We start from the raw sequence: 12,529 nt of genomic DNA, 5'->3' as shown, positions 1-12,529 counted from the left end.
AATATATTATGCAACTACGCCGAGACAATAAAGGCACGATGCTCATGGATTTATTGGTTGTTATTGGCATTATCGCCCTGCTATCAACCATAGCCATGCCTTATTTAAGGAAATACCAGCCTAATTTAAAACTTAGCGCCACCGCCCGCGATTTAACCACAGACTTAAGATACGCCCAGCAGTTAACCGTAACCGAGCAAAAAATCCACCTTGTGGCTTTTAATATAATGAATGATAAGTATGAAATATTAAAAATAGACTCTGCTACCACCACGGTTAAAACCGTCATTCTTGATCCTGAAGTGAGTTTTAAACAAATCACTGATTTAACCAACAACCAAGTTGTTTTTAATTTTTACGGCGGCGTCAGCCAGTCCGGGCAGATAGTCTTAACCAATACCAATGGCGTCGATGCCACCATTAATATAAAACCGTCAGGCTATATCCAGCTTGGGCAATAAAGATATTCACCCTGGTAAATTTTCCGCTTATTTTTTCTGCCCGGATATAAATATAATAATAAAAAATACACATGGAAAACTTTAATTTTATTAAAATATCCAGCCGGAAAAATTTTAAACTGAAAAAAATATTCATTAACCAAGCCGGCATGAGCCTTTTAGAAATAATGGTGTCATTATCTATTTTAGTCGTCACCTTTATTGCTCTAATGCAATCATTTCCCATGGCTCTAACTATTAATAAAACCTCGGAAAATTCCACAAAAGCCTCATATTTAGCTCAAGAAAAACTTGAGGAGCTGAATTCGCTAGGCTATAGCGGCATCGCCGTCGGCACGATTGAAGCCAAACATCGCCTCTCCGATAGCCAAACTGATTATTTATACTATTTCCAAAGACAAACTATAGTTGATTATGTTGACAGCAATTTGCAAAAAAGCCTTTCGGACGCCGGCTTGAAAAGAATTTCCGTAACAATTTATTATACCAACGCCTTATCAAAAACTGAAAAAAGTTATTCAACGGTCACCTTAATAAGCCAGTGGTAAAAATAAAATTATGTATAATATGAAACGGGGCTTATCGGTTATAAATATAATAATCATCATCGGCTTGATATCTCTGGCCTATTTAAGCTACACGCGATATTTGGATAATAAAATTAAACAAATTTTAAATAATCCTGATTACCCGCCCAAACATGTAGCTTTAACGGATGCGGAATCAGCGACATCAACCGGTTCGCCCATTAAAACTCCAGCGATTCCCGCGAAAACCGCGCCGCCGAAAATTCAAACTCCCGAAGCGGGAGAAACCGCGCCGGCGGCGAAAAAAGGCTATTATGAAAATAATACTTATTTTTATCAAATCAGTTTTCCCGAAAACTGGCCCATAAGAGTCCGGGCGGAAAATAACGTTTCTCTCGGCACAGTGCCGCCGAAAAACGGCCAGGGCGCCATAACCATTGAAGTGTCGCAAGGCGGAAGCAATGAGCTTGAACAAGCTAAAGCAGAAGCTAAAAAGTATCCGGGAATAATATCAATAACCGAGGAACCGATTACTTTGGCCGGAATCAATGGTGAAAAAATCATCTTAAATAACCTTATGGCTAAAACCAAAAGTATTAATATTTTATTAAAAAAATCAAATTTAAATTATATTATCCAATACAGCGAGGAGTCGTCGGAATTTACCGCTCAAGTTAATAAAGCTTTAACAACATTTAAGTTCACTAAATAATGCATAAGCCAATAAAAAAAATCTCGACCGCCGGCTTTACTCTTTTGGAAATTATTGTCAGCATTTCTTTGTTTACTATTATTATTATTCTGGTAAGCGATATTTTTTTAGTAACTCAGCGCGCCTACAATAAAAATTCCGACATCGCCGAATTAACGCAAAACGCCCGAGTTTCTTTTGACAGAATCTCCCGCGAATTAAGGCAATCAGCTAATATTATTACCGCTCTGCCGGCAACCGACGACGATCCTGGCAATCCGCCGGTTAATCAAATTTTCTTCCAAGACGGCCATAATATAAACCAAATAACCTACCTTAGATATTATCTTAGCGGCGCTGATTTAATGCGTGAAAATAAGGCTTATTATTTTATTCAAGAACCATCGGTCTACGTTGCTTATAACAGCGTCGACCAAGGCGGCGCGGCGCCTTTGGAAACCATAATTGATGATCGGGTGGTTGGAGAATATTTTACCGAGCTAGAATTTTGGGGGGCTAACGGCTTAATTAACATTTCTTTAAATTTGGCAAAAAATCAAAATATATTTACCATAGAAACTTCAATTTTTTCAAGAAACCAATAAAATATGAGGGCCAGAATATCCAATAATATAAATAAATATTTTACCGTAAAACAAAGCCGAGGCATGGCTCTTATTTTAACCATTCTTTTAATGTCTTTGATTTTATTTTTATCTTTATATCTTCTAAGCTTCACCTTAACTGAAAACCGCATTGCCAAAAGCCAGTCGTGGGGGGCTAAAACCTATTATTTGGCCGAAGCCGGCATTCAAGAAATGGTCTGGCAATTAAAAAATAATTCCGCCTATAAGCAAAATTTTGAAACCAACCCCAGCTGGACAGCCAGCTTTACCCGAACCAACCCTTTTGGCTCCGATAACGGTTCTTACACTGTAAGCATAGCCAACAGCGGCTTGGCGCATGGCGTAATTACTTCTACCGGAACGATAAATATCGGCAGCGGCAAAACCAGCCAGCGCATAGTGAAAACTTATGTTTACCGAGCCATGGGGCAGACCGGCGTGCAAAATAATGCCGGCTACGCCGATGGCAACACCGATATTACGGCCAGCCAAATAAATATTCTAGAAGGCGGCTTGCATTCAAATATAAATGTGCTGGTTAAATTAATCAGCACGGTAAATATAGATGATAACTTGGATGTCGTGAATAATTATAATAAAAGCGATTTTTCAACCGTTAACGTCGGCGGAACCATACATTCCAAGGAATATCCTCCGGAAGCGGCGTCCATCGCCATGCCGGCGGTTGATTTTGATTCAACCAGCCCGAATTCGCTAAAAAACAGGGCTACAGTAGTTTACACTAAAGCGCAATTTGATAATTTAATCGCGGCTAACCCAAATTTAATCTTAAACGGACCGATCACCTATGTGGACGGAGACATTGAATTAAAATGTGATCGCGAAATAACGGTCAATGGCCTCTTAGTATCAAGCCGAGATATAAATATTGGCAAATTCTCATGGGGCTGCCTATTCCAGTGCGGCCAAAGCGACATTACGGTCAACCATGCGTCAGGAGTAGCTTCCGGCTTGCTGGCTAAAAGAAAAATAAATTTTGACCCTTGCACGGGCGAAGTAAACGTCAACGGAGTAGTTTATGCCAGCGACGAATTTAAAACTTTAAGCCTGCCGCAGGAATTCAATATTATTGGCGGCTTAATCGGCCGCAAATTAACCATGACCAGCATCTGGCAGCCGATAAATATAACCATTAATAACCAATATTTAAGCGAAGTTTTAGGCGTAACTGAATTTTCTCCGATTATTACTGTTGAGCACTGGGAAGAAGAATATTAGAATTTGCTGATTTATGCTATAATTTATATTAGAATTAAACAATTGATTATGCTATTGACTAGCAACTCAACCCGCCCAATCGGTTTAGATATTTCCGATTTATCATTAAAATTAGTCCAGCTTAATAACCGCCGGGGCAAAATAAAAATTCAAGCCTTAAGCAAATTAAACCTGGCTCAAGGCATTATTGTCAATGGCGAAATAAAAAACAAGCTTGAGCTTATTAAAGCAATTAAAAAAATAATATCCGATCCGCTCTACGGTAAAACTATCTCCGAAGAAGTTGTCGCCTGCCTGCCTGAATCAAAAACTTTTATTAAATTAATTGAGGTGGAAAAATCGCCTAATCCCCTGGCTGATATTATCGGCTCGGAAATTGAAAAACATGTTCCTCTGGCGCTTAACGAAATCTACTTTGACTGGCAGATTATTGAGGAACTGGCCGATAAATATTTTGTGCTAATCGGCGCCGCGCCTAAAAACATAGTCAACCAATATACTGACTTGCTTGATGAAGCTAAACTATCGCCCATCGCGCTGGAAATCGAGCCCCTAGCCATCTGCCGCTGCCTTTTAAAAGAAGAAACGTCAAATTTAAAAATAACAACCTTTGGAAATAATGCTAAAACAGACGCTAGCCTGAATTATGGCCTGATTGATATCGGCGCCAATCACACCTGCATGATTTTTTATTCCGGCAACGCCATACTTTTTACCGTCAGCATGCCTATTACCGGAGAAGAAATCACTTCTAAAATTTCGCGTTCTCTAAATCTAACCAAGGAACAAGCGGATAAAGCAAAAATTATTTGCGGCCTGGACGAAAATAAAGCTAACGGGGTAATTAAAGACATACTAGCGGATAATTTAAAAAATTTAGTTGAAAAAATAAAAGAAGCAATTTCCTTTTATGAAAATTATTTTCATCAGCGCGGGCCATTAAATAAAATCTTACTGTGCGGCGGCGGAGCCAATATACCTAATCTGGAAAAAATTATCGGTAAAGAGCTTCCCGTTGAAGTCAGGCTGGCCGACGCCTTAATTAATTTATCCGAGGCAAAAAATAAATTAGATGAAATCTTTACGGAAAAACATACCCTTGACCTTAAGTCGGCCAAATTTGATACTGGCGATAAACAAAAAAGTTTATCGGCCAAACAAAACTCCAGCTCTACTTTTACTACCGCCTTCGGGCTGGCTCTAAGAGGAATTTTCATAGATGAATTATAGCCAGGCAATTACAAAATTACTATGCTTACTCTAAACCTTATTTCAGAGGAATTAAAAAAAGAAATCAAGCTGCGGCATCTTTACTTATTTATAAAAAAAATCAATCTGACTTTGATTATTATTACCATTGTTATTGCCATTATCCTTTTAGCCGCTAAAACCATACTCCAGTTGAAATTCAATGACGTTGTTGACCAAACAACTTTAGTGACCCGAAACAACCAGGGCTATAATGATAAAATAAAAGGCATAAACAGCAAAATAGATTTTGTGGCAACCATACAAAACGGCTTTATCCCCTGGTCAAATCTATTGAAAACCGTGGCCGACATAACGCCTGAAGACGTTAGTTTATATTATCTTAAAATTAATTCTGAAGAAAAAACAATAAAAATTAACGGCCGAGCCGACCTGCGCGACAGTTTGCTTAATTTTAAGCAAAAAATGGAAACTACAACTATTTTTGAAAATATTGACCTACCCGTCAAAAATATCTTAGAAAAAGAAAATATTAATTTTGAAATTAACGCCAAAATAAATTTAGCAAACTTACTAAGCGCATATGGACAGCAGTAAATATTTAAAATTTAATCTAAAAAATAAAATCACCGCCAGCCTGGCCGGCTTTCTAATAGTAATTTTATCTTTGATTTATTTTATTGTCATCCCTACCGTCAGAGAAATTAAAGCCATGGGCCAGTCGATAGAAGCGCAAAGAGAAGATTTGGAAAAAAAATATATTAAAGGCCAAAGCTTAAAGCAATTAACTAAAAACTTAAATGAAATTGAGCCTAAGCTTGAATTATTAGATCAAATTTTTATCAATAAAAATCGCGAGCTGGAATTTATTACCAGCCTAGAGGATAAAGCCGAGAATAACCAAATAAGCCAGAAAATAAATTTAAGCCCGCCTCAAGCAACGAAAAGCCAAGATTTCCAAAAAATTGACCTCCAGCTTTCCACAACAGGCAAATTCACCAAACAACTAAAATATTTAATAGATTTGGAATCTTTAAATTATTATATAAATATGAAAACGTTGGAGTTGTCATCTTCGGGCGGCAGACAAACAGCGCCAAATATTAAAAATAACGGCCAAGAAACTCCAGCTCCCGAGAATGAACCCAATAACATTAATCTATTCGTCATCGCTGACACTTACTGGAAATAATATGATAATAATAAAACCGATTAAATTAACTCCTAAAAAATTATCCAGCCTAACGGCAACGGCGGTTATCATTATAACTTTAATAATTTTAACTTTTATATCATTATTTTTATATAAAAATTTTTATCAAACCATAACGCAAACTAAAGAAATTTTAATCCTTAAAGAGAAAGTGGCCATAGATACGGTTAATATAGACAAATTTAATATTATAATAAATAAATTAGCGGAAAAAACCGCGCCCAAAGAATTAAAAAATATTGTCAGCCCTTTCCGCTAGATAACTTCCTATAAAAAAACAGGCGCTTCGGCAATCCGCGGCGCCTATTTTTTATTATAATTCCGGCGCCATGCGCCTTAATTTCTCGATGAGCGGGGGCAGAATTTTCAAAGCCGCCGCTATTTCCGCCTCGGTATTATTTTTCCCAAAAGTAAATCTAATAGTGCTATGGGCGATTTCATCTTTTACGCCCATGGCTTTAAGCACGGGCGAAGCTTTTAGGCTGGCCGAAGCGCAGGCCGAGCCGGTAGAAACGGCCAAGCCTTCTAAATCCAAAGCGATTAAAATCGCTTCGCCCTCGGCTTGGGCAAATGAAATATTGGCGTGGGACGGAGTAGAATTTTTTATATCAGTATTAATAATGACTCCGGGGATCAGGCGCTTAACTCCGGCGATAAATTTATTTCTTAATTTCAGAATTTTCTTGTTATTTTTCTCGCGGTTTTCGGCGCAGATTTTAACCGCTTCGCCCAGGCCGACTATGCCGGGCACGTTAAGCGTGCCGCTTCTTAGATTTTTTTCATGGTGCCCGCCCAGTTGCCGGCCGTTAATCGGCGTTCCGGCTTTAACTAAAAGCGCGCCTATGCCTTTAGGGCCGTAAATTTTATGGCCGGACAGGGATAATAAATCAACGCGCAAATATTTCAAACCGCAATTTAAAAAATTTAAGGCCTGCACCGCGTCGGTGTGAAAATATATTTTATTCTTATTATTATCTTTTATTCTGGCGCTATTTATTTTTTTAATAATCTCTCCTATTTGCCTAATCGGCTGGATAGCGCCGACTTCGGAATTAACGTACATTATGGAAACAAAAACCGTATTGTCTTTCACCGCTTTTTTAAAAATTTCCAAATTTATTACGCCGTTTTTCCCGACCGGCAGATAAGTAACTTCAATGCCCTTGGCTTCAAGCTGATGGAAAGGCTCTAAAACCGCCGGGTGCTCTATGGCCGAGGTGATAACATGCAATTTTTTGCCTTGATTATTTCGGCTTAAAGCGCCGACCACGCCGAAAATAGCCAGATTGTCCGCCTCGGTCGCGCCGGAAGTGAAAATTATTTCTCTCGGCGCGCAATTTAAAACTTCGGCCGTTTGTTCCCTGGCCTTATCAACCGCGGCTAAAGCCGCCTGGCCGAAGCTATGGAGCGAAGAAGGGTTGCCGTAAGTTTGGCTGAAATACGGCAGCATGGCTTTTAAGACCGCTTTATCCACCGGCGTTGTGGCGCTATGATCGAGATAGATCGGTTTTGCTCTTTTATTCATAAAATCATAAAAATTAATTAAATTTAATTTTACATTTGAACGGCTTTAACCTCTTTTACCTCTTTCACCGCCTTCGTGATTTCCGCCTCAATCCCCTGCTTTAAGGTTATGGAGGACATGGGACAATGAGCGCAATGGCCCATTAATTCCACTTTTAAAACGCCTGATTTAACGTCAAAATCAACGAAATGCACATCGCCGCCGTCCATCTGCAAAGACGGCCGGATTGTTTCTAAAACTTTTTTAATTTCATCTTCCGTGCTACTTTCTTTAATTTTCTTGATTATTTTTTTAGACATATTTTTACGTTATGAGTTATGCGATTTGTTATATTTCTCTATTGCCTGGTGCAACGCCTCAACGCCGAGCATTGAGCAATGCACTTTAACCGGCGGCAAACCGCCAAGATTCTTAACTATCTGATCTTTGGTTATCTCTAAAGCCTTTTTAAGCGTTTTGCCTTTAACCATATCGGTTAAGGCCGAAGAAACCGAAATCGCGGCCGCGCAGCCCAGGGTCTCAAATTTAATGTCTTTGATTATTTTTTCGCCTTTTTTTACTTGCCTCGCCGTAGCTTTAGCGGAGGCGGGTTTTCCGATTTTCAAATAAATTTTCATGACATCGCCGCAAGACGGATTGCCTACCTGGCCGATAGCGTCGGCGCCGCTAATCCTGCCCTGGTTATGGGGATTTTTAAAATGCTCAATGACTTTTTTAGAATATTGCATAAAAATTAGTTAAAAATTTAAATTTTAATATATCTTTACTGGCGTGCCGATCGGCGCCCAATTATATAAAAATTCCGCCGGCCCTACTCCTAGCCTGACGCAGCCATGCGAAACCGGCGCGCCTAAATGATTTTCCCCTTCTTTAACCCCGTTCGGCCACTCGGGCAATTCATGAATTCCGAAATAACCGTTTTTTAAGCTCATCCAGTAAGGCATCCACAGGCCGTATTTTGACCAGGCGCGCGGCGCTTTGCCGTCTATTTTAAAATTTCCCAGAGGAGTGCGCATACTTGATCTGCCTGAAGAAATTTTAAACTCTCCCATTCTGACGTCATTTAAAAAATAATACAATTTTTGCTCTTGGCCCGTGTTTATTTCTATTTTTTTAGTTAATTTTACTTCCCCTGGCTTTGTCGGATCGTATTCAGCATTAACCTCTTCACCATCCTTAAACCCATCGCCGTCAGTATCGGGATTACTTAAATCAGCATGAAAATTTAACTCCATTTTATCCGATAACCCATCGCCGTCAGCATCATTATTTTCTAATTTTACTTTTTCTGGATTATGCGGAGAATAACCATTATTTAATTCTATCCAATCGCTACGGCCGTCGCCGTCGGTATCAGCCCTAAACGGATCAGTATGATATATTTTAATTTCATCCTCGTCTGGAACGCCGTCTTTATCGCTGTCCGGGCCGGCCAGAGCCGAGGCCGGCAACGCCAATAAAAATAAAACTGAAATTATAAATATTATCCTCATAATAATTGTCCGAGCTTAATATCTTTCAGGGTTGAGTTAATCGCCTGCTCGACTTTGGTTAAAACCAAAGTTACCTCGCATTTGCATTGATTACTGCAAAAAATTTTTTCTTTGTTGCCGGTGCAATGGAAGGCGCTTAATTTACCCTCTAAGGCTATAATTATATCATAAATATTAATTTGCTTAACCGGTCTGGCCAATTTATAGCCGCCGCCGGCTCCGATTTCAGATTTCACCAAACCGGCCTTTTTCAGTCTGGCGAATAATCTTTCCAGATATTTTAAAGAAATATCCTCCTCTTCGGCGATTATGGCCAAAGAAACGCTGCCCAGCTTTTGGCGCTTGGCTAAATTTATCATCGCCCTTAGGCCGTAAGTTGAACGAGTGGAAAAAATCATAATTACCCCGTTAAATAGCGCCCCGCGCTAATTTTGCCGAAGACAAAATTATTTAACGGGGTGAATTCCTACTAAATTAGTTGGTATTAATATACTAACATACTATAATTAGCTGTCAAGCCCTGCCGGCCGGCCTGCAAACTTGACATTAAAATGAACTTTTGTTATATTTAAATAGTCAAAAATATTTTTATTTTTGATATTTTATTTTTAATTTTTTATAATATGGCACATAAAAAAGCCGGCGGTTCTACAACCTTAGGCCGCGATTCGCAAAGTCAGCGCTTAGGCGTAAAACTTCAGGACGGAGAATACGCCAAAGCCGGATCAATTATTATCCGCCAGCGCGGGACAAAATATCGGCCGGGCAAAAACGTCCGAATCGGCAAAGATGATACTTTATTCGCCGGCATCGCCGGTTTGGTAAAATTTTCCACCAAAAAAATCAAGAGATACGATAATCGCCTGGTAATGGCGAAAACCGTCAACGTAGTAGCGCAAAAATAATCTTAAAGTTATAAAAAAGACAGCGGAAACGCTGTCTTTTTTTATGTAATATTTACTTTTTCTGCTAGTATAAAATATTACAAATTTTTATCATCTCTCCTATACTAGAGGGAAAGGAACCCGTGCCGCGAAATATCGGAGTGCGATTCCCGGCGGTTCTGCCTCAATGTGAGAAACAAAGCGAGTATGCCCGCCCGAGGCTAAACTCCACCGACGTGACCACTCTGCGTATATTTTTACAGAGAAAATCGTCTATTCATTAGAGGAACTAATTGTATATGAGAGAGGAAAAAATAATATAAACATTTTATTAGTCTTATTCTATACAATAGGAAAGGGAAATCATTTGCTTAATGATTTATTTTATATTTTTAATTCTTATGAATTAAAATTCCTAAAATGTATGCAATAATCAATAATGTTAATAACCCTATCCCAACTTGATTAGCTACTTTTTTACCACTAGCAAAAAACAAACCAAAATATAAACCTAAAATCGCTAATCCATACGGTATTAGCATTTTAACCATATAATTTAAGTTTTTATACTGTATATATGTACCAGATTGATTAAAAAATAAAATTGAGAGAAAAAAAACAATTACCGTAAAACATAAAATTATCAATCCTATTCTTTTATTTTTTGTTAAATCATTCATATTATTTTTCTTTAATTTTATTATAAATTGAACGAGCTATATCTACGGCCCCATTTACGATTGTACGATAGAGATTGGCTGCTTGAGATCCTACAGCGGATTTTGTAGCAGAATTTATTGACATACTTTTTATTGTACCATTTACTGTCTTTGTTCTCATTGATTCACCTATTGCGTTCATATTTCCGCGGCCAGAAGATAGCCCTGGAACTTTTGCATTCGGTAATACACCTTGCGTTAAACCACCTGCACCCGCAGTAATAAGAGTATTGGAGCTAAGCTCGTTACTATTAATACCACCTTCCTGTTTTCCTGTTGCTATATTAATTCCTTGTTTTGTTAAATCTCCATAAAATCCTCCCAAAAGCCCTGTTATAATAGCGGCAGAAATTGCATTTGATGCGCCAAGTGTTTCAGGAGAATTAATAGCTCCCCATCCTATAATTCCTCCAGTTACAAACGAACCTGAAAGTTCAGCTAATTGGGGAGTCTGCCCATTTATAATAGAGCTAACACCCTGAACAACTGCCCCAACTAATCCTCCTCCCAAAAAACCGATAGCATCATCTACGACAAAAGCTTTTCCTGTTAAGTCTTTTTTGTTTATCGGATTATTTACTACATAACTATAACTATTTAATTCTTGCGGATTAGATAATAATGCGGCCATATCTTTATCATATTGCTGTTTAAATATCGCTTTATCTTTTCCAACATCAAAAAACATCGGATCAATAGATAAAAATTGTCCGATGTTTCCATCTTGATATCTCGCATTCATATAATTGAGTCCAGTTTCTGCGTCATATTCATGACCGGTAAACTTTTTCTTTTCATCAAATAAACCGTTCTTTTCATCGAGCCGTATTCCGCCATACGGATAATAATCCAATAGCTGTACAACGTCGCCGTTTTCATCAGTAATTACATTTGACCCGCCAAGGTGATCGGTATGGATATAATATGTGCTGGTCGCAATTCCATTACCCTCTATGGTAGCGACTAATTGATTATTAGCGAAGATATTTATAGTACTAGTCCCCGTGCTTGAAATATTATAATACTTATTTATATAAGTAGTCGTCGCCACCCCGTCAAAGGCCCAAATTCGATTATCCTCGTGGTCATAACCATATCGCAGGGTAGAAGTGCCGTTAGTAGCCTCTATGAGCCTATTGCGGTAATCCCAGGTATAATCCCAGATTCCGTCGCTGGTTAAATTGCCATTATGGTCATAGGCGTTTGTCGCGCCGTCAATCGAGGTGGCGGCATGAGGATTGGCTTGGCTGGTGCCGGAATTGCCTTGATAGAGGTAATTCCCCACATCTAATTTATTTGTAATATTACCGATGGCGTTATATGAGTAGGTTTCCAGAAAATTGGTGGAAGAGGCCATGGTACTGGAAGCTCTAGTTAATCTGTATAAATCATCATAATTAAATTCAATAATTTTAGCCCCGTTATTATTGGAGTAGTCTTCAATTTTGGCAATATTGCCTATATCGTCATAAGTATAATTAAAATTTTGGATGTTGTTTGAGCCGGCCATAATAAACGAAGCCGTGCTCGTGCTCCAAGCGCCCTCGGTATCTTCTTCATCCCAAAATTTAACGCGCCAATAACAAGCATAACCGCCCATTTCCGAGAGAGAGTCGCCGGCATAAGATATATCCGGAGACCTGCTGCCTTCGGTGGTAGTCGCCAGAGGAGATTTATCGCTGTCCCACATTAAACTGGTCCAGTCAGTGCTTGAAGCCGAAACCTGAAGCTGGTAGCTTACTGCGTCATCACCGGAATCAGAATCATTGTAGATTGCTGAAAATTCAGGAGTTAAGTCTGTTACATCCGTCGGATTAGATTGGCCCTCTGTTAGAAGATTAGTAGCGGCCGACGACAATAATGGCCAAGAAAAAATAAATAAAAAAATATATATTTGCAAAGAAAATCGTCTATTCATTTGAGGAGCTAATTATATATGAGA

Annotated in this window: 17 protein-coding genes; 10 read left to right on the top strand and 7 right to left on the bottom strand. The window is 38.8% G+C overall.

All coding sequences use genetic code 11. The features are described 5' to 3' along the window. Positions 1-8 precede the first annotated feature (8 nt). From WC639_00690 to WC639_00650, 9 genes are all read left to right on the top strand, one after another. A complete protein-coding gene (locus WC639_00690; GenBank protein ID MFA6306312.1) occupies positions 9-461 on the top strand; it encodes a hypothetical protein in 453 nt (150 codons plus the stop codon). Positions 462-532: 71 nt separating this feature from the next. Continuing rightward, entirely contained in the window at positions 533-1,009 is a 477-nt protein-coding gene (locus WC639_00685; protein MFA6306311.1) for a hypothetical protein, read from the top strand. A gap of 10 nt (positions 1,010-1,019) precedes the next feature. Beyond that, positions 1,020-1,700, top strand: coding sequence for a PsbP-related protein (locus WC639_00680; protein MFA6306310.1), 681 nt, complete (start codon positions 1,020-1,022; stop codon positions 1,698-1,700). Continuing rightward, a complete protein-coding gene (locus WC639_00675) occupies positions 1,700-2,284 on the top strand; it encodes a hypothetical protein (protein MFA6306309.1) in 585 nt (194 codons plus the stop codon). Before WC639_00680 ends, WC639_00675 begins: the two co-directional genes overlap by 1 nt. 3 nt (positions 2,285-2,287) lie before the next feature. Then, on the top strand, positions 2,288-3,544 hold the full coding sequence (locus tag WC639_00670; GenBank protein ID MFA6306308.1) for a hypothetical protein: 1,257 nt from the start codon (positions 2,288-2,290) through the stop codon (positions 3,542-3,544). Between the two features lie 48 nt (positions 3,545-3,592). Next, positions 3,593-4,774 carry a pilus assembly protein PilM gene (pilM, locus tag WC639_00665; GenBank protein ID MFA6306307.1) on the top strand — a complete coding sequence of 394 codons (1,182 nt, stop codon included), beginning with the start codon at positions 3,593-3,595 and terminating at the stop codon, positions 4,772-4,774. Positions 4,775-4,795: 21 nt separating this feature from the next. Beyond that, positions 4,796-5,350 carry a PilN domain-containing protein gene (locus WC639_00660; GenBank protein MFA6306306.1) on the top strand — a complete coding sequence of 185 codons (555 nt, stop codon included), beginning with the start codon at positions 4,796-4,798 and terminating at the stop codon, positions 5,348-5,350. After that, entirely contained in the window at positions 5,337-5,945 is a 609-nt protein-coding gene (pilO, locus tag WC639_00655; protein MFA6306305.1) for a type 4a pilus biogenesis protein PilO, read from the top strand. Before WC639_00660 ends, pilO begins: the two co-directional genes overlap by 14 nt. A 1-nt stretch (position 5,946) precedes the next feature. Further along, positions 5,947-6,225 carry a hypothetical protein gene (locus WC639_00650; protein MFA6306304.1) on the top strand — a complete coding sequence of 93 codons (279 nt, stop codon included), beginning with the start codon at positions 5,947-5,949 and terminating at the stop codon, positions 6,223-6,225. Between the two features lie 54 nt (positions 6,226-6,279). Here WC639_00650 and WC639_00645 read toward each other — a convergent pair whose 3' ends face one another. Genes WC639_00645 through WC639_00625 form a run of 5 tightly spaced genes read right to left on the bottom strand, consistent with a single transcriptional unit; the run spans position 6,280 to position 9,382 of the window. Continuing rightward, positions 6,280-7,491 carry a cysteine desulfurase family protein gene (locus tag WC639_00645; protein ID MFA6306303.1) on the bottom strand — a complete coding sequence of 404 codons (1,212 nt, stop codon included), beginning with the start codon at positions 7,489-7,491 and terminating at the stop codon, positions 6,280-6,282. Between the two features lie 29 nt (positions 7,492-7,520). Continuing rightward, complete coding sequence (locus WC639_00640; protein ID MFA6306302.1) at positions 7,521-7,790, bottom strand: NifU family protein; 270 nt, start codon at positions 7,788-7,790, stop codon at positions 7,521-7,523. Between the two features lie 9 nt (positions 7,791-7,799). Next, positions 7,800-8,219, bottom strand: a complete 420-nt coding sequence (locus tag WC639_00635; GenBank protein MFA6306301.1) for an iron-sulfur cluster assembly scaffold protein — start codon at positions 8,217-8,219, stop codon at positions 7,800-7,802. 24 nt (positions 8,220-8,243) lie between these two features. Beyond that, complete coding sequence (locus tag WC639_00630; protein MFA6306300.1) at positions 8,244-8,984, bottom strand: L,D-transpeptidase family protein; 741 nt, start codon at positions 8,982-8,984, stop codon at positions 8,244-8,246. Beyond that, positions 8,981-9,382 carry an Rrf2 family transcriptional regulator gene (locus WC639_00625; protein MFA6306299.1) on the bottom strand — a complete coding sequence of 134 codons (402 nt, stop codon included), beginning with the start codon at positions 9,380-9,382 and terminating at the stop codon, positions 8,981-8,983. The genes WC639_00630 and WC639_00625 overlap by 4 nt, the downstream gene beginning before the upstream one ends. A gap of 225 nt (positions 9,383-9,607) precedes the next feature. Here WC639_00625 and rpmA point away from each other — a divergent pair, with 225 nt between their 5' ends. Then, positions 9,608-9,889, top strand: coding sequence for a 50S ribosomal protein L27 (rpmA, locus tag WC639_00620; GenBank protein ID MFA6306298.1), 282 nt, complete (start codon positions 9,608-9,610; stop codon positions 9,887-9,889). A 371-nt stretch (positions 9,890-10,260) separates the two neighbouring features. Here rpmA and WC639_00615 read toward each other — a convergent pair whose 3' ends face one another. Together WC639_00615 and WC639_00610 are read right to left on the bottom strand one after the other, a co-directional pair. Beyond that, on the bottom strand, positions 10,261-10,548 hold the full coding sequence (locus tag WC639_00615) for a hypothetical protein (protein ID MFA6306297.1): 288 nt from the start codon (positions 10,546-10,548) through the stop codon (positions 10,261-10,263). 1 nt (position 10,549) lies between these two features. Beyond that, complete coding sequence (locus WC639_00610; protein ID MFA6306296.1) at positions 10,550-12,505, bottom strand: RHS repeat-associated core domain-containing protein; 1,956 nt, start codon at positions 12,503-12,505, stop codon at positions 10,550-10,552. Between the last annotated feature and the right edge of the window lie 24 nt (positions 12,506-12,529).

Source organism: Patescibacteria group bacterium (assembly GCA_041662965.1).
In the GTDB taxonomy this organism is placed as follows: domain Bacteria; phylum Patescibacteriota; class Patescibacteriia; order Patescibacteriales; family GWC2-42-12; genus JACPHD01.
This window is presented reverse-complemented; position numbering and strand designations above follow the sequence as displayed.